Source organism: Mycolicibacterium sp. SMGY-1XX (assembly GCF_059132455.1).
In genome coordinates this window covers 5,557,901-5,577,859 of sequence record NZ_CP101139.1, presented here as the reverse complement: position 1 = coordinate 5,577,859, position 19,959 = coordinate 5,557,901, and the positions used below count along the sequence as shown (strand labels likewise).

General features: G+C 67.2%; 20 protein-coding genes. 13 read left to right on the top strand and 7 right to left on the bottom strand.

Translation table 11 applies throughout. The features are described 5' to 3' along the window. Positions 1 to 42: 42 nt before the first annotated feature. Positions 43 to 306, top strand: a complete 264-nt coding sequence (locus NL241_RS26645) for a ribosomal protein L7/L12 (RefSeq protein WP_487694546.1) — start codon at positions 43 to 45, stop codon at positions 304 to 306. Here the strand turns inward: NL241_RS26645 and NL241_RS26640 are convergent. After that, entirely contained in the window at positions 303 to 794 is a 492-nt protein-coding gene (locus tag NL241_RS26640) for a DNA-deoxyinosine glycosylase (protein ID WP_494395490.1), read from the bottom strand. The two genes, NL241_RS26645 and NL241_RS26640, sit on opposite strands and share 4 nt — an antisense overlap. 32 nt (positions 795 to 826) lie before the next feature. Next, positions 827 to 2,650 (bottom strand): NAD(P)-binding domain-containing protein, encoded by a 1,824-nt coding sequence (locus NL241_RS26635; RefSeq protein WP_487694542.1) that lies wholly within the window; start codon positions 2,648 to 2,650, stop codon positions 827 to 829. 128 nt (positions 2,651 to 2,778) lie between these two features. On the opposite strand from NL241_RS26635, the gene NL241_RS26630 reads away from it, so the two are divergent. Genes NL241_RS26630 through NL241_RS26615 form a run of 4 tightly spaced genes read left to right on the top strand, consistent with a single transcriptional unit; the run spans position 2,779 to position 7,042 of the window. Continuing rightward, positions 2,779 to 3,825 carry a 2,3-butanediol dehydrogenase gene (locus NL241_RS26630; RefSeq protein WP_494395489.1) on the top strand — a complete coding sequence of 349 codons (1,047 nt, stop codon included), beginning with the start codon at positions 2,779 to 2,781 and terminating at the stop codon, positions 3,823 to 3,825. An 8-nt stretch (positions 3,826 to 3,833) separates the two neighbouring features. Further along, positions 3,834 to 4,613 carry an acetoin reductase gene (locus NL241_RS26625; RefSeq protein WP_487694540.1) on the top strand — a complete coding sequence of 260 codons (780 nt, stop codon included), beginning with the start codon at positions 3,834 to 3,836 and terminating at the stop codon, positions 4,611 to 4,613. 53 nt (positions 4,614 to 4,666) lie between these two features. Next, positions 4,667 to 5,938 carry a helix-turn-helix domain-containing protein gene (locus tag NL241_RS26620; protein WP_487694539.1) on the top strand — a complete coding sequence of 424 codons (1,272 nt, stop codon included), beginning with the start codon at positions 4,667 to 4,669 and terminating at the stop codon, positions 5,936 to 5,938. A 3-nt stretch (positions 5,939 to 5,941) separates the two neighbouring features. Further along, the gene (locus tag NL241_RS26615) at positions 5,942 to 7,042 is read left to right on the top strand and encodes an adenylate/guanylate cyclase domain-containing protein (protein WP_494395488.1); all 1,101 of its coding nucleotides are present in this window, start codon (positions 5,942 to 5,944) and stop codon (positions 7,040 to 7,042) included. A gap of 10 nt (positions 7,043 to 7,052) precedes the next feature. Here NL241_RS26615 and NL241_RS26610 read toward each other — a convergent pair whose 3' ends face one another. After that, positions 7,053 to 7,982 carry an AIM24 family protein gene (locus NL241_RS26610; RefSeq protein ID WP_487694536.1) on the bottom strand — a complete coding sequence of 310 codons (930 nt, stop codon included), beginning with the start codon at positions 7,980 to 7,982 and terminating at the stop codon, positions 7,053 to 7,055. Positions 7,983 to 8,104: 122 nt separating this feature from the next. Between NL241_RS26610 and NL241_RS26605 the strand changes: the two genes are divergently transcribed. Beyond that, the gene (locus NL241_RS26605; RefSeq protein ID WP_494395487.1) at positions 8,105 to 8,308 is read left to right on the top strand and encodes a hypothetical protein; all 204 of its coding nucleotides are present in this window, start codon (positions 8,105 to 8,107) and stop codon (positions 8,306 to 8,308) included. Between the two features lie 66 nt (positions 8,309 to 8,374). After that, positions 8,375 to 8,902 (top strand): ATP-binding transcription factor AbmR, encoded by a 528-nt coding sequence (gene abmR, locus NL241_RS26600; protein WP_494395486.1) that lies wholly within the window; start codon positions 8,375 to 8,377, stop codon positions 8,900 to 8,902. A gap of 34 nt (positions 8,903 to 8,936) precedes the next feature. On the opposite strand, the gene NL241_RS26595 is transcribed toward abmR, so the two are convergent. Together NL241_RS26595 and NL241_RS26590 are read right to left on the bottom strand one after the other, a co-directional pair. After that, a complete protein-coding gene (locus NL241_RS26595) occupies positions 8,937 to 10,832 on the bottom strand; it encodes an ABC transporter ATP-binding protein (RefSeq protein ID WP_494395485.1) in 1,896 nt (631 codons plus the stop codon). Beyond that, positions 10,829 to 12,562 (bottom strand): ABC transporter ATP-binding protein, encoded by a 1,734-nt coding sequence (locus NL241_RS26590; protein ID WP_494395484.1) that lies wholly within the window; start codon positions 12,560 to 12,562, stop codon positions 10,829 to 10,831. The genes NL241_RS26595 and NL241_RS26590 overlap by 4 nt, the downstream gene beginning before the upstream one ends. A 154-nt stretch (positions 12,563 to 12,716) precedes the next feature. Between NL241_RS26590 and NL241_RS26585 the strand changes: the two genes are divergently transcribed. Together NL241_RS26585 and NL241_RS26580 are read left to right on the top strand one after the other, a co-directional pair. Continuing rightward, entirely contained in the window at positions 12,717 to 13,271 is a 555-nt protein-coding gene (locus NL241_RS26585; protein ID WP_487694531.1) for a DUF3558 domain-containing protein, read from the top strand. Beyond that, entirely contained in the window at positions 13,268 to 13,813 is a 546-nt protein-coding gene (locus NL241_RS26580; protein WP_487694530.1) for a DUF3558 domain-containing protein, read from the top strand. Before NL241_RS26585 ends, NL241_RS26580 begins: the two co-directional genes overlap by 4 nt. A 173-nt stretch (positions 13,814 to 13,986) precedes the next feature. Here NL241_RS26580 and NL241_RS26575 read toward each other — a convergent pair whose 3' ends face one another. After that, the gene (locus NL241_RS26575) at positions 13,987 to 14,733 is read right to left on the bottom strand and encodes an IclR family transcriptional regulator (RefSeq protein WP_487694529.1); all 747 of its coding nucleotides are present in this window, start codon (positions 14,731 to 14,733) and stop codon (positions 13,987 to 13,989) included. Positions 14,734 to 14,901: 168 nt separating this feature from the next. On the opposite strand from NL241_RS26575, the gene NL241_RS26570 reads away from it, so the two are divergent. Genes NL241_RS26570 through NL241_RS26560 form a run of 3 tightly spaced genes read left to right on the top strand, consistent with a single transcriptional unit; the run spans position 14,902 to position 17,491 of the window. Further along, entirely contained in the window at positions 14,902 to 15,663 is a 762-nt protein-coding gene (locus NL241_RS26570; RefSeq protein ID WP_494395483.1) for a CoA transferase subunit A, read from the top strand. 2 nt (positions 15,664 to 15,665) lie between these two features. After that, the gene (locus NL241_RS26565; RefSeq protein ID WP_494395482.1) at positions 15,666 to 16,322 is read left to right on the top strand and encodes a 3-oxoacid CoA-transferase subunit B; all 657 of its coding nucleotides are present in this window, start codon (positions 15,666 to 15,668) and stop codon (positions 16,320 to 16,322) included. Further along, positions 16,319 to 17,491, top strand: coding sequence for an acetyl-CoA C-acetyltransferase (locus NL241_RS26560; protein WP_494395481.1), 1,173 nt, complete (start codon positions 16,319 to 16,321; stop codon positions 17,489 to 17,491). The genes NL241_RS26565 and NL241_RS26560 overlap by 4 nt, the downstream gene beginning before the upstream one ends. A 48-nt stretch (positions 17,492 to 17,539) precedes the next feature. On the opposite strand, the gene NL241_RS26555 is transcribed toward NL241_RS26560, so the two are convergent. Then, a complete protein-coding gene (locus NL241_RS26555; protein ID WP_487694524.1) occupies positions 17,540 to 18,688 on the bottom strand; it encodes a flavin reductase in 1,149 nt (382 codons plus the stop codon). Positions 18,689 to 18,920: 232 nt separating this feature from the next. Between NL241_RS26555 and NL241_RS26550 the strand changes: the two genes are divergently transcribed. After that, the gene (locus tag NL241_RS26550; RefSeq protein ID WP_487694523.1) at positions 18,921 to 19,910 is read left to right on the top strand and encodes a Gfo/Idh/MocA family protein; all 990 of its coding nucleotides are present in this window, start codon (positions 18,921 to 18,923) and stop codon (positions 19,908 to 19,910) included. The last annotated feature ends 49 nt before the right edge of the window (positions 19,911 to 19,959 follow it).

Below are 19,959 nucleotides of genomic sequence, written 5' to 3'. Positions count from 1 at the left end.
ACAACCCTGCGCGTTCCCCGGCGAGCGAGTCACACTGAGCTCATGGCTCTGTTCGGTAGCTCGGATGACGATCTGAAACACCGCATCGAGGATCTGGAGCGCCGGGTCGTCGCCCTGGAACGGGCCGCTTTCACCGGATCGCCGGCCTCGCCGCGACCGATGGCGAGTGAACCCGCCGAGATGTGGGCGAGCGCGAACGTGTTGAACCTGGTGATGCAGGGCAGGAAACTCGAGGCCATCAAACTGCTCCGGGAGGAAACCGGGATGGGCCTCAAGCAGGCCAAGGACATCGTCGACGGTCTCTAGGCCAACGCGTCTCGCCACACCGCGAGCTTGTCGGCGATCGGCATGGTGTGCGCCGGGCTGGTCGACGGCAGCCGGCGATAGATCAGGCGCGGGTCGAAGCCCACCAGCCTGCGGTAGTTCGCCTCGGCCGCGCCGCCGGTGAAGAACACCCGCTCGATGCTGGGGTGTCGGCGATAGAACGCCGCGAACTCGTTGGCCACCATGCTGTCTCGTTCCACTGCGGAGTCCAGGCTGCCGGTGCGACGGCAGAACTTCAGGACGTCCCAGACCGCGATACCGTGTGCGATCAGCGCGGCGGTGCGCTCGGGATACGGTGCCGACGGGTCGAAGCCGAACAACTCACCGGTTATGGCCCAGAACCCGTTGCGCGGATTGCCATAGTACTGCTGGCTTTTCAACGACAACACGCTGGGCGCATTGCCGAGGAACAACCGGGTGGGTCTGCCGCCGACAATCGGCGGCAGACCCACGACTTCCGGTGTGCGCATACCTCCTCTCTATCAGAGTGACTCCTCGAAACTCACGAGAGGTGATGCACCTCCTGCAGCCCGTAGACCGGTGTCGGGATGCCCTCGTAGCGGGCTTTCAACTGCAGGGCCAGGTACAGCGAGTAGTGCCGGGACTGGTGCAGGTTGCCGCCGTGGAACCACAGGTTCTCCTGCTGGGTGGGCTTCCACATGTTGCGCTGTTCACCCTCCCACGGCCCGGGATCCTTGGTGGTGCCGCTGCCCAGGCCCCAGACCTTGCCCACCTTGTCGGCGACGTCCTGACCGATCAGGTCGGCGGCCCAGCCGTTCATCGAGCCGTAGCCCGTCGCATAGACCACGACATCGGCGGGCAACACGGTGCCGTCGGCCAGTACCACTGCGTCCTCGGTCAGATGCGAGACCTGTCCGTGCGCCAGCTTGATCGTCCCGTCGGCCACCAGGTCGCAGGCGCCGACGTCGATGTAGTACCCCGAGCCGCGCCGCAGGTACTTCATGAAGAGCCCGGAACCGTCGTCGCCCCAATCCAATTCGAAACCGGCCGCCGCCAGCCGCTCGTAGAACTCCTTGTCGCGCTCGCGGATGGCGTCGTAGATCGGGATCTGGAACTCGTGCATGATCCGGTACGGCAGTGAGGCGAATGTCAGGTCGGCCTTCTCGGTGGTCATGCCTGCGGCCAGCGCGCGCTCGGAGTACAGATCGCCGAGGCCCAGATCCATCAGCGAATCGGACTTCACGATGTGCGTCGACGACCGCTGCACCATCGTTGCGTCAACACCGTTTTCCACCAGTGCTTTACAGATGTCGTGGGCCGAGTTGTTCGATCCGATCACCACCACTTTCTTACCGGCGTAGCGGTCCGGCCCGGGATGTGCCGACGAATGGTGTTGCTCGCCACGGAAGACATCCTGGCCGTCCAGCGTCGGGATGGACGGTTTGCCGGACATCCCGGTGGCCAGCACCAGATGCGTCGGGTGCAACGTCAGCTTCTCGCCGTCGCGGTCTACCTCGACGGTCCAGCGGGGGCCGTCAGGACCCGAATCAAACACGGCCGAGTGGCAGGTGGTCTTCGACCAGTACGGCACCTCCATCACACGGGTGTAGAACTCCAGCCAGTCGCCGATCTTGTCCTTCGGCGCGAACACCGGCCAGTTCTGCGGGAACGGCAGGTAGGGCAGATGGTCGTACCAGACCGGGTCGTGCAGGCACAGTGACTTGTAGCGTTTGCGCCACTGGTCGCCGGGACGCTCGTGCTTGTCCACGACGATGGCCGGCACGCCGAGCTGGCGCAGCCGCGCCCCCAGCGCGATACCGCCCTGACCGCCGCCGACGACCAGGATGTAGGGCTGTTCGGTCCGGCCCAGCGCCTCGTCTTCGGCGGCCTTCTTCTCGGCCCAGGACCGCGGGTCGGGATCGCTGCCGTGGACGGCGCCCAGGACGCGGTTGGGGCCTTTGCGCTCCTCGTGCCCCTTGAGTTCCTGCAGTGCGGTCAGGAAGGTCCAGGCCTGGTCGTCTTTGAGGCGGAGGTGCCCGACGCCGCGTCCGGCCGCCGTCTCGAACTCGATGAAGGCCGACGTGACGCCGCCCTCCTCGGTCGGGGTCTCCCGGGTCCGGAACCGTGAGGGTTCGGTTCCGGCCACCCGGGATTCCAGCATGTCGGCAATCGCGTCGCGGCCCTCGACGGTCTTGAGATTCCAGGTGAAAGCCACGAGATCGCGCCAGAAGCTGTCGACAGCGAACTTGCTCACGGCGCGCTCGATATCGCGGACGGCCAGCGCGGTCTCGAAATCGGCGAGCCAGGCGTCGACGCGCTCCTGGGGCGTGAGGACGGTGGCGGGGGGTTCAAGAGTGGAAGTCATGTGACCCAGGGCACACCGTGAACACCCTGCTCACAAGAGTTGCGTCACGTTGCAACGTCGACGTGCCGGCGGGCGCAACCCCCTGCAACTCTTTCGGGGTGTGGTCGCGGTCACATAGAACAAGTCGCATGAAAGCAGCTGTGTACTACGGACCGAACAAGGTCGAGGTGGCCGATGTCCCCGAACCGGCGCCCACGCCCGGCACCGTCAAACTCAAGGTCGGCTTCAACGGCATCTGTGGCACCGATCTGCACGAGTACTACGCCGGCCCGATCTTCGTGCCCACCGCGCCGCACCCGCTCACTCATCAGGAACTGCCGCTGACCTTGGGGCATGAGTTCTCCGGCGTGATCACCGATATCGGCGAGGGGGTGACGGGCTGGGCCGAAGGTGACCGGGTGGCCGTGGAGCCCATCTACAAGTGCGGGCACTGCCCGGCTTGCCGCGCCGGCAACTACAACATCTGCGCGCAGATCGGTTTTCACGGCCTGATGTCCGACGGCGGGATGGCCGAGTACTCCGTGGTGCCGACCAGCATGCTGCACAAGCTGCCCGACAACGTATCGCTGCAACTCGGTGCGCTGGTCGAACCGATGTCGGTGGCCTACCACGCCGCCACCCTGGGAGATGTGACGCCGGGGGACACCGCCATGGTGTTCGGTGCCGGACCGATCGGGATCGGGCTGTGGTTCGCGTTGCGCGGCAAGGGGATCGAAGACGTGTTCGTCGTCGAACCGTCGCCAACCCGCAGACAGGCGGTCGAAGCGCTGGGTGCCCGGACCTTGGATCCCACGGCCGCCGACGTGCCCGTCTTCATCGCCGACCACACCTCCGGTAAGAAGGCCGACGCGGTGTTCGACGCGGCCGGTGTGCAACCGGCCATCGAAACCGCGTTGGCCTGCGTCGGCGCCCGGCGCCCGATGGTCAGTGTCGCGATCTACGAAAAGCCGCTCACCACACCGCTTCTCAACCTCGTGATGAACGAGTCCCGGATCCAGGGCTCGCTGTGCTACACCGGCGCCGACTTCGAGGCCGTCATCGCCCTGATGGCGCAGGGCGCCTACGACACCACGGGATGGGTGACGCCCATCGGCATCGACGAGGTGATCGACGAGGGCTTCGAGGCGCTGCACGCCGGAACCAAGATGAAGGTTCTGGTCGACCCGACCATCTGAAGGACATCATGACACTCAACGGAAAAGTAGCTCTGGTGACCGGCGGCGGCCGGGGTATCGGCCGCGGTATCGCCCTGCGGTTGGCGCGCGACGGCGCCGATATCGCGCTGGTGGACGTGCAACCGGACGGTATCAACGCCGTCGCGGACGAGGTCGCTGAAATCGGGCAGAAGGCCACCACATTCGTGGCCGACGTCGGTGACCGCGACCAGGTCTTCGCTGCCGTCGACCATGCCGCGCAAGCGCTCGGCGGCTTCGACATCATGGTGAACAACGCCGGCGTCGCCCTGGTGGGTCCGATCGCCGATGTGACGCCGGAAGAGGTGCAACGGATCTGGTCGATCAACGTCAACGGTGTGCTGTGGGGTATCCAGGCCGCGGCCGCGAAATTCAAGGCCACGGGCAGCAAAGGCAAGATCATCAATGCCTCCTCGATCGCCGGCCACGACGGCTTCGCCATGCTCGGGGTGTACAGCGCCACCAAGTTCGCGGTCCGGGCGCTCACCCAGGCTGCGGCCAAGGAACACGCGGTCGACGGCATCACGGTCAACGCTTATTGCCCGGGGGTGGTGGGCACCGACATGTGGGTGGAGATCGACAAGCGGTTCGCGGAACTCACCGGCGCCGCCGAGGGCGAGACCTATGACAAGTTCGTCGGCGGCATCGCCTTGGGCCGGGCCGAGACCCCCGATGATGTGGCCGGCTTCGTGTCCTACCTCGCCGGACCGGACGCGGATTACATGACCGGCCAGTCCGGGCTGATCGACGGCGGGCTGGTCTACCGGTGAGGCTGACCAGCGGCGCTGGCGCCTGCCTGTGACGGGGAGCACAATCATGGGCGATGCACGTGCCTGAACCCGCCGTCGCCGTCGGCGAAGATCCGCGCAGTTACGCGCGGCTGATGTCGGCGGTCTACGACGCCACCATGGCGGGCAACCGCGCTCCGGCGCGGCCCCGCTCGGTCATCGGAGATTCGTGGCAGCGGATGAAGGCTAAGGGAATCAACCCCGACAATCACACCCCGCCGGTGGTGGAGGCCGGTGCCGTCGACGCACTGCGGCGCTCATCGGGTTTGATGGCGGTGCTCGACGAGGTGTCGCGCGGGTTGGAATCCCTTGTGGCGGAAGGCCACAACATCCTGGTGGTGGCCGACGCGCGCGGCCGGGTGCTGTGGCGCTCGGGTTCGCCGCAGGTGCTCGCCAACGCCGACAGGCTCGGATTCATCGAGGGCGCGCACTGGGGTGAGGACGCGGTGGGCACCAACGCGATCGGCACCGCGCTGGCCTCGCACCGCGCGGTGCAGGTGTTCTGCGCCGAGCACTACCTGCGCAGCCACCACCCGTGGACCTGCGCGGGCGCCCCCATCCGCGACCCCCGCACCGGCCAGGTCATCGGCGTCGTCGACGTCTCCGGCCCCGCCGCCACCGTGCACCCGACCACCGTCGCGTTGGTCGATGTCGTCGCCCGCCTCGCCGAATCGCATCTGCGTGAGCAGCATGACCGCACGCTCAACAGGCTGCGCACCGTCGCCGCGCCGATCCTGGCCCGTATCGGTGCGCCGGCCCTGGCGGTCGACAACGACGGCTGGGTGGCCGCCGTGGATTCGTTGCCCCTGCACAACCGCATCCTGTTGCCGGATGAGCTGCGGCCCGGACGGGCGTGGGTGCCGCCGCTGGGCATGTGCGATATCGAGCTGTTGCCCGGTGGCTGGCTGGTGCGGGTGGCCGATAATGATGCGGTGCCCGCCGTGGCCAACGTGACACTGGATCTGCGGGCTTCGGGTGCGCCGGCGTTGGAGATGGTGGGCCAGTTCGGCAGCTGGCGTCATGACATCTCGCTGCGGCACGCCGAGATCCTGTTGATCCTGGCCCGCCATCCCGACGGCCGGTCCGCACCCGAGCTGGCCACTGATCTCTATGGGGACGCCACCCGGGTGGTCACTGTCAGGGCTGAGATGTCGCGTCTGCGAAAGCAATTCGCCGGGATCGTGTCGGGGCGGCCCTATCGGTTCACCGACACCGCCACGGTCGAGGTGCGCTACCCCGACGACATGGCCGATTTGCTGGCACCGTCGACGGCACCCGCGGTCCGCGACGCCCGCGTTGTACCTTGAGGCGTGGCTGACGAACTCGCGGAACTCCTGGACGGACTGGCGGAGCCGACGCGCTCCGAACGCGCCGAGCTGATCCGGTGGCTGCTGGAGCGGGGGATCACCGCCGGGCAGATCCGTGAATCGTTCTCGCCCATGTTGTTGGCGCCGCGCCGGATCCTCGGAGACGACGGCACTCATGTCTCGACTCGGGAGATCAGTGAGTCCACCGGTATGGACCTGGACCTGGTGCAGCGGGTGCTGCGGGCGGTCGGCCTGCCGCGGGTGGAGGATCCCGACGCGGCGGTGTTCCTGCGCGCCGACGGTGAGATCGCCTCCGTGATACAGAGATTCGCCGAGCTCGGTATCGAACCCGACAACCTGGTGCAGGTGGCTCGGACTCTGGCCGACGGACTGGCCACCGCAGCTGAAGTCATGCGCTTCACCGGGCTCGCGGCGGTGCTCGAGCCCGGCGCCACCGAACTGCAGATCGCGGGGCGACTCGAGGCGCTGGTGACACAGGTCGAGCCGCTGCTGGGCGAGCTGGTGCACGACATGCTGCTGCTGCAACTGCGCCATTCCATGGAAACCGAGGCGGTCAGCGCCAGCGAACGCGCCGCCGGCGCACCGCTTCCCGGGGCCCGCGATATCGCGGTGGCCTTCGCCGATCTCGTCGGTTTCACCCGCCTCGGCGAGGCCGTCGAACCCGAGCAGCTCGAGCGGCTGGCCCATCGCCTGGCCGATATGGCCCGCGATGTCGCAGTCCCACCGGTGCGCCTGGTCAAGACGATCGGCGACGCGGTCATGCTCGTCTGTCCCGACGCTGCGCTGCTGCTCGACGCGATGCTCGAACTCTGTGACGCCGCCCGCGCGGACGAGGATTTCCCGCGGCTGCGGGTGGGGTTGGCTTACGGCGAAGCCGTCAGTCGCGCCGGCGACTGGTTCGGCAGCCCGGTCAACCTCGCCAGCCGGGTCACCGGCGCCGCCCGGCCGGGCGCGGTGCTGGTGGCCGAGTCCGCCCGCGAGGTGATCGGTGACGCCGAGCGGTACCAGTGGTCGTTCGCCGGCGCCAAACACCTCAAGGGGGTGAAAGGCGAGACGAAGCTGTTCCGGGCCCGGCGGGCCTGAGTGCCCGGGACTACTGCGTCGGGATCTGAATCCCTTCCGAGGGTTGCACAATCACGAATCCCTGCCCGTGGAAGGACACCTGCACCGCCTCGCCGGAACCGCGCCCGATCAACGCCCCGGCCTTGAAGCTGGTCTTGAGCTGGGTCTGCAGGCCGGCCGACCACGCGACGATCGCATTGGTGTCGGCGAAGGTGGGGGCTTCGGCGGCGTTGAGCACCACCGGCGGGCCGTCGGTGGTCAGCGCCACCCAACCGGATCCGCGGAATGTGGTGTTGAACAGCCCGCCCGCGGCCATGCTGCCGCCGCGCACCCGCTCGATGTTCCAGTCCAGGCTCGACGAGAACGCCAGGACGTTCTTGCCGCTGATCGACAGACCGGAGTTGGTGATCTGCAGCAGGTGCACGTCGTACGCGCGGTCGGCCAGGAACACATCACCCTGGCCCTGGCACCGCATCAACGGCAGACCCTCACCGGTCAACGCCTTCTTGATGAACTTCGAGGCGCCGCTGCCTTCGAACGCGAAGTCGACGTTGCCTTGATAGGCCACCATCGAACCCTGCCGCGCCATGAACGGTTCGCCGAGGCGCACCCGCAGCATCTTGAGGTTCTGGTTGGCGATCGGTTGGGCTTCTTTCTCGCTGAACCGGCCATCCACCAGTGGGCCGCTGATCCCGGCGAACCCGTCACCGCCCGCAGGGGCGTACGACTGCGGAGTCTGGGGTTCGGATGTGTACTGCGCGGCGGTGAAAGACTGGGGCGTCTGGTCTTCGGGAGCCGGTGACAGCTGCTCCGACGGCGGCGGGGCGCCCAGGGCCGCGGTGCCCATGCGGCCCTGGTGGGAGATCTGGTCAGTCCATTGGTGCCCGTCCCACCACCGGTAGTCGTACCGGCCTTCGGGGTCGGGCTGCCAGCTGCCTTGGTGTGGTCCAGTCACGGTCATCTCCTCGCAGGGGTTACAACGTGCCGGACATCCACCCTAAGACACCGAGGCGGACCGGTGATGGCTTCGCGGTTCGCCGAAGGGGCCTTCGGCACCGCGGCTGAGCTGGCATTCTGAAGGCCATGGCGGGTAAAGAGATCGACCGGGCGCGGGCGCAGAGCGCCTTCGCCGTCCTCAAGCAACATCCGGGTATGGCGCTGTTCGTGGCGTCTCCGGCCGTGATTGCGCTCGGCGTGGTGTGGTGGCTCTTCGGCGCCGGCTGGGCCACGGTCCTGCTGATCGCTCTGCTGCTGGGCGGTGGTGCGGCGCTGCTGCTCCAACGCTGAAAACCGATCCGTTCGCTGACGGTGAACGCCGCTCCCATCCGTTTGTAACGGTGTAATCATGTAATCATGAAACGCCATCACTCCCGGCCTCAGCCGGATGCCGCCGACGCTGCCGACTGGTTCGCCGGCCGGCTTCCCACCGATTGGTTCGACGGTGACCCGACCGTGGCCGTCGACAAGGAAGAGATCACCGTCATCGGGCGGCTGCCCGCTGCCGATGGAGAGACACCCGCCCGTGCCTCGGGCCGGGTCGCCCGATTCCGCGAGGAGACCCGCTCCGAGCGCATGCGGATCGCCGACGAAGCCGAAGACCGCTACCGCCGGAAAGTCTCCTGGGGGGTCGAGGTCGCCGACGGCGACAACACCGAGCGAATCCTGTTCACCCACATCGCCGTACCGGTGATGACCCGGCTCAAGCAGCCGGAGCGTCAGGTGCTGGACACCCTCGTCGACGCCGGTGTGGCCCGCTCACGCTCAGAGGCGCTGGCCTGGTCGGTCAAGCTCGTGGGCGAACATGCCGAGGAATGGCTGGACAAGCTGCGCAACGCCATGACCGAGGTCGACGAACTGCGCAACCAGGGCCCGCAGCTCTGACGCCGAGATCAGGCACCGTCCGCAGTCTCGCGGACTAGGTCTGGGTCATCCGCCAGTAGGTCCCACGCGCGGCCACCAGTTCGGCGTGCGTGCCCTGCTCGACGATGGTGCCGCCGTCCATCACGACGATCACGTGGGCGTCGCGGATCGTCGACAGCCGGTGCGCGATGATGAAACTGGTTCGGTCCCGCCGCAATTCACTCATCGCCTGCTGCACCAACAACTCGGTGCGGGTGTCCACCGAACTGGTCGCCTCATCGAGCACCAGGATGCGGGGCGCAGCCAGGAACGCTCTGGCGATGGTGATCAGCTGCTTCTCACCGGCGCTGATCTTGCCGCCGTCGTCATTGACCCTGGTGTCGTATCCCTCAGGCAGCATGTGCACGAACCGGTCCACGTACGCCGCCCGGGCAGCGGCCATCACCTCGTCGTCGGACGCATCCGGCCGGCCGTAGGCGATGTTGTCGTAGATGGTGCCGGCGAACAACCAGGTGTCCTGCAGCACCATGCCGATTCCTGAGCGCAACGACTCGCGGCTGACGGTGGCGGTGTCCACCCCGTCGATCAGCACCCGCCCGGAATCCAGCTCGTAGAACCGCATCAGCAGATTCACCAGGGTGGTCTTGCCCGCCCCGGTGGGTCCCACGATCGCCACGGTGTGGCCGGGTTCGGCGACCAGCGACAGATTCTCGATCAGCGGGGCGTCCGGCCGGTAACTGAAGTACACATGGTCGAACTCCACGCGCGGAGCGGACCCCGACGGCAGGGTGGCCAGTGCATCGGCCGGTTCCTCTGTTTCGTCGAGGAAGCCGAACACCCGCTCCGCGCTGGCGATCCCGGATTGCAGCGTGTTGAACATCGACGCCAACTGGCCCAGCGGCTGGTTGAACTGCCGTACGTACTGGATGAACGCCTGCATGCTGCCGAGGGTGATCTGCCCGGTCGCCACCTGCAGCCCGCCCACCACGGCGACGGCGACGTAACTCAGATTGCCGATGAACATCGTTGCCGGGCCCACCAGCCCGGAGAAGAACTGGGCGCCGAAGCTGGCATGGAAAACGTCGTCGTTGTACTCGCGGAACCGCTCCTGGGCGCTGGCGCGGTGGCCGTAGGTCTTGACGACGGTGAACCCGCTGTAGGTCTCCTCGATGTGGGCGGCCAGGCGTCCGGTGTTGCGCCACTGCGCGATGAACAGTTTCTGCGAGCGACGCGTGATCGAGCGGATCGCCCACAGCGTCAACGGCACTGTCACCACGGTCAGAAACGCCAGCAGCGGTGAGATGGTCAGCATCATCACCAGCACGGCCACGATGGTCAGCGCCGAGGACAGCAGCTGGTTGATGGTCATCGACACCGAGGTCTGGATGTTGTCGACGTCGTTGGTCACCCGGGACAGCAGCTCACCGCGCTGGCGGGAGTCGAAGTGCGACAACGGCAGCCGGTGCACCTTGTCTTCGACATCGGAGCGCAGCGCCACCATGGTGCGTTGCACCGCGACGTTGAGCAGCCGGGCCTGGATCCAGATGAGCAGTGCGGCAAGCAGATACAAACCCAGCGCGAGCAACAGCGTCCGCGCCACCGCGGCGAAGTCCACGCCCTGGCCGGGGGTCACGTTCATGCCCGACAGCAGATCGGCGAAGGTGGAGTCCCCGCGTTCGCGTGCTGCGTCGATGGCCTGCTCTTTGGTGAGCCCGGCCGGCAGCTGTTTGCCGATCACCCCGTTGAACAACAGATCGGTCGCGTGCCCGAGGATACGCGGCCCGATCACCCCGATCCCGATCCCGGCGATCGACAACAGGATCACGGTGGCGGCCAGCCAGCGGTGCGGCGTCAGCCGTTTGACCAGTCGCAGAGCCGAGCCCTTGAAGTCGCGGGAGCGGTCCGCAGGCTCCTGCTGCATCCGCATCGCTCCACGCATGGGACCCGTCACCGCGGATCTCCCACCCGCAGCGCCTGCGACTCGGCGAACTCCTGGTAGGTGCGGCAGTCGGCCAGCAACGCCTCGTGCGTCCCGGCGCCCACCATCTGGCCGTCCTCGAGGACGAGGATCTGGTCCGCTGTGGTGATCGTGGAGATGCGTTGGGCCACAATGACGACGGTGGCATCGGCAGCCACGGCACGCAGCCGTGCGCGCACCTCGGCGTCGGTGTTGACATCCAGGGCGGACAGGGCGTCGTCGAACAGGTACACCGCGGGACGGCGGATCACCGCCCGGGCGATCGCCAGCCGCTGCCGCTGACCCCCGGAGAAGTTGACACCACCCTGGGCCACCCGCATGTCGAGGCCGTCGGGGGACTTGGCCACGAACTCGTCGGCGCAGGCCACCCGCAGCGCCTCCCACATCTCCTCATCCGAGGAGTCGGCCTTGCCGTACCGCAGGTTGTCGGCGACGGTGCCGGAGAACAGATAACCTCGCTGGGGCACCAATCCGAGGGCCGACCACAGGGTTTCGGTGTTCTGGTCGCGCACGTCGACACCGCCCACCAGCACCGCACCCGCCGTGACGTCGTACATGCGGGTGATCAGCGACAGTAATGTCGACTTACCCGAGCCGGTGCCGCCGACGACGGCGGTGGTGCTGCCGGGCTGGGCGGTGAACGAAACTCCGCGCAGCACAGCGCGGTCGGCGCCGGGGTACCGGAAGGTGACGTCGTCCACCTCGATCACGCCGGTACGGTGCGGCGCCACCGGCTCTGCGGGGTTCGTGATCGCCGGGGTCGTCGACAGCACTTCGGTGATGCGTTCTGCACAGGCTGAGGCCCGGGGGAGGATGGCCAGGAAGATCGTGGCCATCATGACCGCCATCAGGATCTGCATGAAGTAGCTCAGGAACGCGATCAACGAGCCCACCTGCATCTGCCCGGCGTCGATGCGCATACCGCCGAACCAGATCAGCGCGACGCTGGAGAGGTTGATGGTCAAGGTGGTGACCGGCAGCATCAGGGCCTGCCAGCGGCCCGCGTCCAGTGCGGTGTCCGACAACGCCTTGTTGGCGACGGCGAACCGGTCGCGTTCGAACGGTTCGCGGGCGAACGCGCGGATCACCCGGATGCCCGCCAGCTGGTCGCGCATCACCCGGTTGATGCCGTCGATCAGCTGCTGCATCCGGCGGAAGATCGGCAGCAGGTGCCGCACTATCCAGTAGTTGGTCACCCCGAGCACCGGCACACTGATCAGCAGCAGCCACGACAGCCCGGCGTCCTGGTGCACCGCCATCGCGATACCACCGACGCACATGATCGGCGCGGTCACCAACACCGTGAACGTCATCTGCACCAGCACCTGGATCTGCTGCACATCGTTGGTGGTGCGGGTCAGCAGCGACGGTGCGCCGAATCGCGCGGTCTCGTGCTCCGAGAACGTCGTGACGTGGTGGAACATCGCCGCCCGGAGGTCCCGCCCGAACCCCATCCCGGCGCGGGAACCGAAATACACCGCCCCCACGGCACACACCACCTGACACGCGGTCACCGCCAGCATCACCATGCCGAGCCGGATGATCGTACCGGTGTCGCCGGTGGCGATGCCGTCGTCGATGATCGCGGCGTTGACCGTCGGCAGGTAGAGGGAGGCCAGAGTGCTGATGATCTGCAACGCCATCACCCCGGCCACCAGCCGCCGGTACGGCCGCACATAGTGCCGCAACAGCGCTGCAAGCATCTCGTTACTGTCGCACTGCGTTGGTGCCGCAGCAAAGCGCCAGGTCAACGGGCGTGTCGGTGGTTACCGCCAGGTGTGGCCGCTACAGTGCATGGCGGGGGACCCAAGGCACGCACGGGCGGGAAAGTATCGGGAAGAAGAGGTGCGCATAGCTGTGAAGCGCAACGTGACCAAGCTGGCGATCGCAGCCGTGGCTGTGTTGCCGTTGCTGGCCGGTTGTTCCGAGGGCGAGAGCCCCAGTGAGCCTGCGCCCGAATCGTCGTCGCCTCAGCAACAAGGTGGGAACGCTTCCCACGGCCCCATCTTCCCCCAGTGCGGCGGGATCACCGACGAGACCATGCAACAGCTGACCCGGGTCTCCGGCCTGAAGAACACCGCCACCAATTCGGTGGGCTGCCAATGGCTTCAGAACGGTGGCATCGTCGGCCCGCACTTCTCCTTCACCTGGTTCCGCGGCAGCCCCATCGGTCGTGAACGCAAGACGCAGGAACTGTCCCGGACCAGCGTGGAAGACATTTCCATCGAGGGGCATGACGGCTTCGTGGCCATCGGCACCGACCCGACGCTCGGCGACAACCTCTGCGAGATCGGCATCCAGTTCGACGACGACTTCATCGAATGGTCGGTCAGCTTCGCCGCCGACAACTACCCGCCGCCGTGTGATGTGGCCACCGAACTGACCCGGCAATCGATCGTGAACGCGAAATGAGCAACAGATTCCTCGTCACGGCCGCCGTCGTGGTCGCCAGCGTGGGCATGATCGCCGGCTGTTCGCGCACCGTCGACGGCACCGCCCTGCAGGCTGGAGCGGGAAACACCCCGCGCAACAACGATTCCCAGGAGCAGTACCCCAACCTCCTGAAGGAATGTGACGTGCTGACCCAGGACATCCTGGCCGAGACGGTCGGGGCGGATCCGCTGGACATCCAGAGCACGTTCATCGGCGCGGTGTGCCGGTGGCAGGCAGCAAACCCCGCCGGGCTGATCGACATCACCCGGTTCTGGTTCGAGCAGGGCAGCCTCGACAACGAACGTCAGGTTGCCGAGGCCCTGAACTACCAGATCGAGGACCGCCGGATCGCCGGAATCCAGTCCATCGTGATGCGCACCGGGGACGCCACCGGTTCGTGCGGTGTGGCCAGCGACGCCGCGGGCGTGGTGGGCTGGTGGATCAACCCCCAGGCGCCGGGTATCGACGCGTGTGGTCAGGCGATCAAGCTCGCCGAACTCACGCTGGCCACCAACTCCTGACCCCACTCAGCTGACCCCCGTCAGCGCGAGCGCGCGTGTCTGTACACGACTCGCCGCGCCCGGACGTACCAACACGTGCGCTCGCGCCGGCCGGGTGATGGCGCGAACGCGCGCGTTTGCACGCGACACGCCCGCAGAAGGTGTACAGACACGCGCGCTCGGCGGAATGGGGGTCAGCGCAGCCGCAGCGACAGCTGGTGCGCCTGTTCCAGTAGCAGCGCGCCCAGCTCGCGGCGGCGGGCGGGTTTGAACCGGGTCTCGACGCCGGTGAGGCTCAGGGCCCAGGCGGGTTGGCCGTTGCGGTCGAAGACCGCCGCACCGATTCCCCAGCTGCCCTCCACCAACAACGCCGGGTTGACGGCGTATCCGGTGCGCCGGGTCGCGGCGATCCGCTCGCGGATGGCCGTCTCGGAGTGCGGCGCTCCCCACTGGGGTTCGGGGTTCGTGCGGGCGAAGTAGTCGTCGATGTCGCGGTCGGGCAGATGGCTCAGGATCACCAGACCGGCCGAGGCCACCCCGAGGGGGAACCGGATGCCGACGTGCAGCACGTGCGAACGCAGCGGAAAGCTGCCCTCCTGGGAGTGCACGCACACCGTCTCGTCACCGCGGCGGGCCGAGAGGAACGTGCTCTCACCGGACTCGCGGGCCAGGACATCCACGATGTCACGGGCCTGCTCGACGATGTCGTAGCGGTTGGCGGCGCTGGCGCCCAGCAGGTAGAGCTCCGGACCCAGCGACCATCGGCCGGTCTTGAGGTCGCGGTCCACCAGGCCTTCTTCGGCCATGGCCATGAGCAGCCGATGCGCCGTGGGCCGGGCGAGGCCGGCGGCCGTGGCCACCTCGGTGGTGGAACCGCCCGAGGACTCGCGAGCGCCGACGGCCCGCAGCAGTGCGCCCACCCGTGCGATCACTCCGTCCACGCGATCAGCCTAGCGTCCACTCAGTGAACGCAATAGCGTTCACTGCTCACCAAGCGAGCAGCTTGCGCCGAATTCCTGGAGATGGGTTCCGTTACTGCACAGCCCCACTGACAATCGGTGTCAGCGATCAACGGATGTCTGATCAATGAACACAGAACGGAACACTTCATGTCTTCAAAGGTCTACAGCTCGGCGGCGGAAGCTGTCGCCGACATCGGTGACGGTGCACGCGTCGCCGTCGGCGGATTCGGCTTGTGCGGCATTCCCGACGCACTCATCCAGGCTGTCGCCGACGCCGGCGCAGGTGCCCTCGAGGTGTTCTCCAACAACTGCGGGGTCGACGACCACGGGCTCGGAATCCTGCTGGGCCTGGGCCGGATTCGTCGGGTCACCGCGTCCTACGTCGGGGAGAACAAGGAGTTCGCCCGGCAATACCTGGCCGGCGAGCTCGAGGTCGAGCTGACGCCGCAGGGCACGCTCGCCGAGCGGCTGCGGGCCGGCGGCGCCGGCATCCCGGCGTTCTACACCCCCGCCGGCGTGGCCACACCGGTGGCCGAGGGCGGGATCCCCTGGAAGTACGCGCCGGACGGTTCGGTGGCGATCGCCTCCCCCAAGAAGGAGACGCGCACCTTCGGGGACCGCGACTACGTGCTCGAGGAGGCCATCAACGCCGACTTCGCGCTGGTCCACGCCCGGCTCGGGGACACCGCGGGCAACCTCGTGTTCGAGAAGTCGGCCATGAACTTCAACCCACTGGCCGCGATGGCCGGCAAGATCACCGTCGCCCAGGTGGAGACCCTGGTGGAGCCCGGTGACATCGAACCCGGCGCGGTCCATCTGCCCGGGGTCTTCGTCCAGCGCATCGTGCACACCGGCCCGCAGGACAAACGCATCGAGAAGCGCACCGTGCGCGCCACCCAGGAGGCCTGACGATGACTGCAACATTGACCGGATGGTCGCGTAACCAGATGGCCGCCCGCGCGGCTGCCGAGATGATCGACGGCGAGTACGTCAACCTCGGCATCGGCCTGCCCACCCTGATCCCCGATCACCTCAGCCCCGATGTGCGGGTCACGCTGCATTCCGAGAACGGCATCCTGGGCACCGGTGCCTATCCCACCGAGGACGCGGTCGACCCCGACCTCATCAACGCCGGCAAGGAGACGGTCACCGTCAATCCCGGTGCGGCGTTCTTCGATTCGGCCAGCTCCTTCGGCATGATCCGCGGCGGCCACATCAACACCGCCGTGCTCGGCGCCATGCAGGTCTCGCGTTACGGCGATCTGGCCAACTGGATGATCCCCGGCAAGATGGTCAAGGGCATGGGTGGTGCCATGGATCTGGTGCACGGCGCCGACCGGGTGATCGTGTTGATGGAGCACACCGACCGCTCGGGAGCACCGAAGATCGTCGACACCTGCTCGCTGCCGTTGACCGGTGCCCGGGTGGTCAACCGGATCATCACCAACCTCGCCGTGCTCGACGTGACCGGCGACGGCACGCTGGCCGTGCGCGAACTCGCCCCGGGTGTCACCTACGCCGACGTCGTGGCCGCCACCGACGCGCCGCTGACGTGGGTGCTGTCATGACCTCGGTGATCGTCGCCGGCGCGCGCACGCCGGTCGGGAAACTGATGGGGTCACTGGCCGACTTCTCCGGGGCCCAATTGGGCGGTATCGCAATCGAAGCCGCACTGGCCAAGGCGGGTGTCTCCGGTGAGCAGGTGCAGTACGTCATCATGGGCCAGGTGCTCACCGCGGGTGCGGGACAGCTGCCCGCGCGGCAGGCCGCGGTGGCCGGCGGTATCCCCATGTCGGTGCCCGCGCTGACGGTCAACAAGGTGTGCCTGTCCGGGCTGGATTCGATTGCCCTGGCGGATCAGCTGATTCGTGCCGGGGTGGTCGATGTGGTGGTGGCCGGGGGACAGGAGTCGATGACCCAGGCGCCGCACCTGCTGCCGAAATCACGCGGCGGGTTCAAGTACGGCGACGTCACGGTCACCGACCACCTCGCCTATGACGGGCTGCGTGACGTGTTCACCGACGAGGCCATGGGTGCGTTGACCGAGGACGCCAATGACCTGGCCCGCGCCGAACAGGACGAGTTCGCCGCGCGGTCACATCAGCGCGCCGCGGCGGCCTGGAAGGACGGCCTGTTCGACGACGAGGTTGTGCCGGTGGCGATTCCGCAGCGTCGCGGTGAGCCGATCCAGTTCACCGCCGACGAAGGCATCCGCGGCGACACCACCGCGGAGGCGCTGTCCAAGCTGCGGCCCGCGTTCCGCAAGGACGGCACCATCACCGCGGGCAACGCCTCGACCATCAACGACGGCGCGGCCGCCGTGGTGGTGATGAGCAAGCGCAAAGCCGAGGAGCTCGGCCTGGACTGGATCGCCGAGATCGGTGCCCAGGGCATGGTGGCCGGCCCCGACTCGACCTTGCAGCAGCAGCCCGCCAACGCCATCATCGCCGCCTGCGCGCAGGAGGGGATCGACCCGAAAGCGTTGGACCTCATCGAGATCAACGAGGCCTTTGCGGCCGTGGGCATCGCGTCCACCAAGGCGCTGGGGGTTGATCCGGAGAAGGTGAACGTCAACGGTGGCGCCATCTCGATCGGGCACCCCCTCGGCATGTCCGGCGCCCGGGTGGTGCTGCATCTGGCTCTGGAGCTCAAGCGCCGCGGCGGCGGTACGGGTGCCGCGGCATTGTGCGGTGGCACCGGTCAGGGCTCGGCCCTGCTGCTGCACGTCCCCAGTTAGCGATTTGGGCGCGCTGGTAACCGCTGAGCGGTTACCAGCGCGCCCAAATCACACCTTGCCGCCGGTCAGCGAAAGTAGTTGGCGGGCGCGGGCTTTGGCCAGCTCGCAGTAACCCCGGGCGGCGGCACGGGCGGCGGTGGCATCGTTGTTCTCCAGCGCTACCAGCAGGTCCCGCTGTACCGTCAGAAAGGCCGCCGACGACTGCGCGGTGATACCGAAGCTGCGGGTCATCACATTCTTGATACTCAGCGACGAGAACGCGGCGGTCAGCAGTTGATTTCCGGACAACGCCACAATCGCCTCGTGGAACGCGTAATTGGCGTCCAGGTAGGCGTGGAAATCCACAAAATGATCGCCGACCAGGCACCGCGACATCGTCTCCAGATGCGTGCGGGCGGTGGCCAGCAGTTGCGGGTCGACACGGCCGATCACGCAGTCGATCACGCCCAGCTCGATGGCCAGCCGTGCCTCGAAGGTCTGATCAGAGGTGCGCACGTCGAAAGCGGCGATCACATAACCGCGTTCGGGGTCGCGCAACACCAGCCCGTCGGAAGCCAGGCGGGTCAACGCGTAGAACGCTCGCGCCCGGTCGCCGTCCAGCCGCTCGGCCAGATGATCGACGGTGATCACCTCACCGGGACCGAAGACCCGGGACAGCACCATGTCACGCGCCTGCTGATAGGCGCCGTCATTGCGTTCGAACTCGAATCGGCCGAAGCCACCACGGAAATACGTCAGCGGCGAGCCTTCCCGCGCGGTCGCGGCAACCACATGGCCGAGGTAGATGGTGTGTGTGCCGCCGATGACCTGTTCGGTGACCTCGCATTCCAGTGAGGCGATGGCCTCGGCGAGCATCGGCACACCGGCGCCGCCCCGGTCGATTGCCACGCCGGCGAATTTGTCCGGCCGCGGCGAGGCGAACTGGTAGGCGATGTCCCCGTGAGCCTGACCCAGGACGTTGACGGTGTAGCGGCCACTGCGCGAGATCGCCTCCGACGTGGGCACTGCGTTGTTGACACAGGCGAGCATCATCGGTGGATCGGTCGACAGGGATGTCACCGAGCTCGCCGTCATCCCGTGATCGCGTCCGTCGACCCGCGTGGTCAGCACCGTCACACCACTGGCCAGGTGACCGACGACATGACGGAAGAGATCGGCGTCCACCGCCGGCCCCGTGGTCACGTACTCCTGTGTCATGCGTATGTCTCCCGTCAGCCCTGAAGAGCTCAGCCCCGAAGGTGATGCCGAGCTGATTTCATCTAAGGTCCGCGCCGCCCGGGAATCACTCACGGAGTTCGTGAATCTGCCCCTCCGCCACTGGCGTCTAGAGACACGCACCCTCGGCCAATGACGCAATGCGGCAGTTGCACCCCGGAACTTCACGGGAGCAGACACTGTCTGGCCGCGGCCGAAGCCCTTGACTGAGGGCGTGATCAACGTAGCTGTGGTGGGCCTGGGATGGTGGGGCGGCAAGATCGTGCGCGACCTCGCCAACAGCGATCAGGTTCAGGTGATAGCCGGTGTCGACCTCGATCCAGCCGCGCGCGAGGCGGTACGGCCGTGGGTGCGCGACGTGTACGCCGAGTACACCGAGGCGTTGGAGGTCGACGATCTCGACGCCGTGATCCTGTGTACCCCACACAAATTCCACACCGAGCAGATCGTCGACGCCGCCGCGCACGGCAAACATGTGTTCTGCGAGAAGCCGCTGAGCGTCTCCGGCGACGAGGCGCAGCGCGCCGTCGATGCCATGACCACCGCGGGCCTCACATTGGGCATCGGTCACGAACGCCGCTTCGAGCCGGCGGTGCAGAACCTGCGGCGTGCGATCGCCGACGGCGAGCTGGGTACCCCGTTGGTGTTCGAGGGCAACTTCAGCCAAGACAAGTTCCTCGACCTCGCGCCCGACAACTGGCGCCTGTCCGCCGTCGAGGCGCCGGTGGGGCCGCTCTCGGCCACCGGTATCCATCTGGTGGACCTGGCGATCAGCATCTTCGGCAGGCCCACGCAGGTGTGGGCGCGACTGTCGACGCAGGCGACGACGTTCGCCAACGGCGACACCCTGACCATCACCCTGGCTTTCGAGAAGGGGCAGACGGCCCTGATCACCGCCATCTTGACGACGCCGTTCGTCGGCCGGGTGACGGTGCTCGGCTCGCAGGGCTGGGCGGAGATCCGCGACCGTAACCATCCCGAGGAGCCCCGGGGCTGGGACGTCACGCGGCAGATCCGCGGCCAGGAGGCGGAGTCGGAGTTCTTCCCGCCGCACGCGTCGGTGCGCGAGAACATCGAGACCTTCGCCCGAGCCGTCGCCGGTGAGGTCGAGTACCCGGTCCCGATGGAGGAGATGGTGGTCAATGCGCGCACCTTCGAGGCCATCACCCGATCTGCGCTCAGCGGCGCGACCGAAAGTGTGTGACGGGGCCCACCCTCACGGTATATCTGTGACTAGGATCGCTCTACAATCG

Bases quoted from the DNA above. Each gene is read 5' to 3' on its own strand.
- NL241_RS26645 (WP_487694546.1), top strand. From the start codon at position 43: ATGGCTCTGTTCGGTAGCTCGGATGACGATCTGAAACACCGCATCGAG.
- NL241_RS26640 (WP_494395490.1), bottom strand. From the start codon at position 794: ATGCGCACACCGGAAGTCGTGGGTCTGCCGCCGATTGTCGGCGGCAGA.
- NL241_RS26635 (WP_487694542.1), bottom strand. From the start codon at position 2,650: ATGACTTCCACTCTTGAACCCCCCGCCACCGTCCTCACGCCCCAGGAG.
- NL241_RS26630 (WP_494395489.1), top strand. From the start codon at position 2,779: ATGAAAGCAGCTGTGTACTACGGACCGAACAAGGTCGAGGTGGCCGAT.
- NL241_RS26625 (WP_487694540.1), top strand. From the start codon at position 3,834: ATGACACTCAACGGAAAAGTAGCTCTGGTGACCGGCGGCGGCCGGGGT.
- NL241_RS26620 (WP_487694539.1), top strand. From the start codon at position 4,667: ATGCACGTGCCTGAACCCGCCGTCGCCGTCGGCGAAGATCCGCGCAGT.
- NL241_RS26610 (WP_487694536.1), bottom strand. From the start codon at position 7,982: ATGACCGTGACTGGACCACACCAAGGCAGCTGGCAGCCCGACCCCGAA.
- NL241_RS26605 (WP_494395487.1), top strand. From the start codon at position 8,105: ATGGCGGGTAAAGAGATCGACCGGGCGCGGGCGCAGAGCGCCTTCGCC.
- abmR (WP_494395486.1), top strand. From the start codon at position 8,375: ATGAAACGCCATCACTCCCGGCCTCAGCCGGATGCCGCCGACGCTGCC.
- NL241_RS26590 (WP_494395484.1), bottom strand. From the start codon at position 12,562: ATGCTTGCAGCGCTGTTGCGGCACTATGTGCGGCCGTACCGGCGGCTG.
- NL241_RS26580 (WP_487694530.1), top strand. From the start codon at position 13,268: ATGAGCAACAGATTCCTCGTCACGGCCGCCGTCGTGGTCGCCAGCGTG.
- NL241_RS26570 (WP_494395483.1), top strand. From the start codon at position 14,902: ATGTCTTCAAAGGTCTACAGCTCGGCGGCGGAAGCTGTCGCCGACATC.
- NL241_RS26565 (WP_494395482.1), top strand. From the start codon at position 15,666: ATGACTGCAACATTGACCGGATGGTCGCGTAACCAGATGGCCGCCCGC.
- NL241_RS26560 (WP_494395481.1), top strand. From the start codon at position 16,319: ATGACCTCGGTGATCGTCGCCGGCGCGCGCACGCCGGTCGGGAAACTG.
- NL241_RS26555 (WP_487694524.1), bottom strand. From the start codon at position 18,688: ATGACACAGGAGTACGTGACCACGGGGCCGGCGGTGGACGCCGATCTC.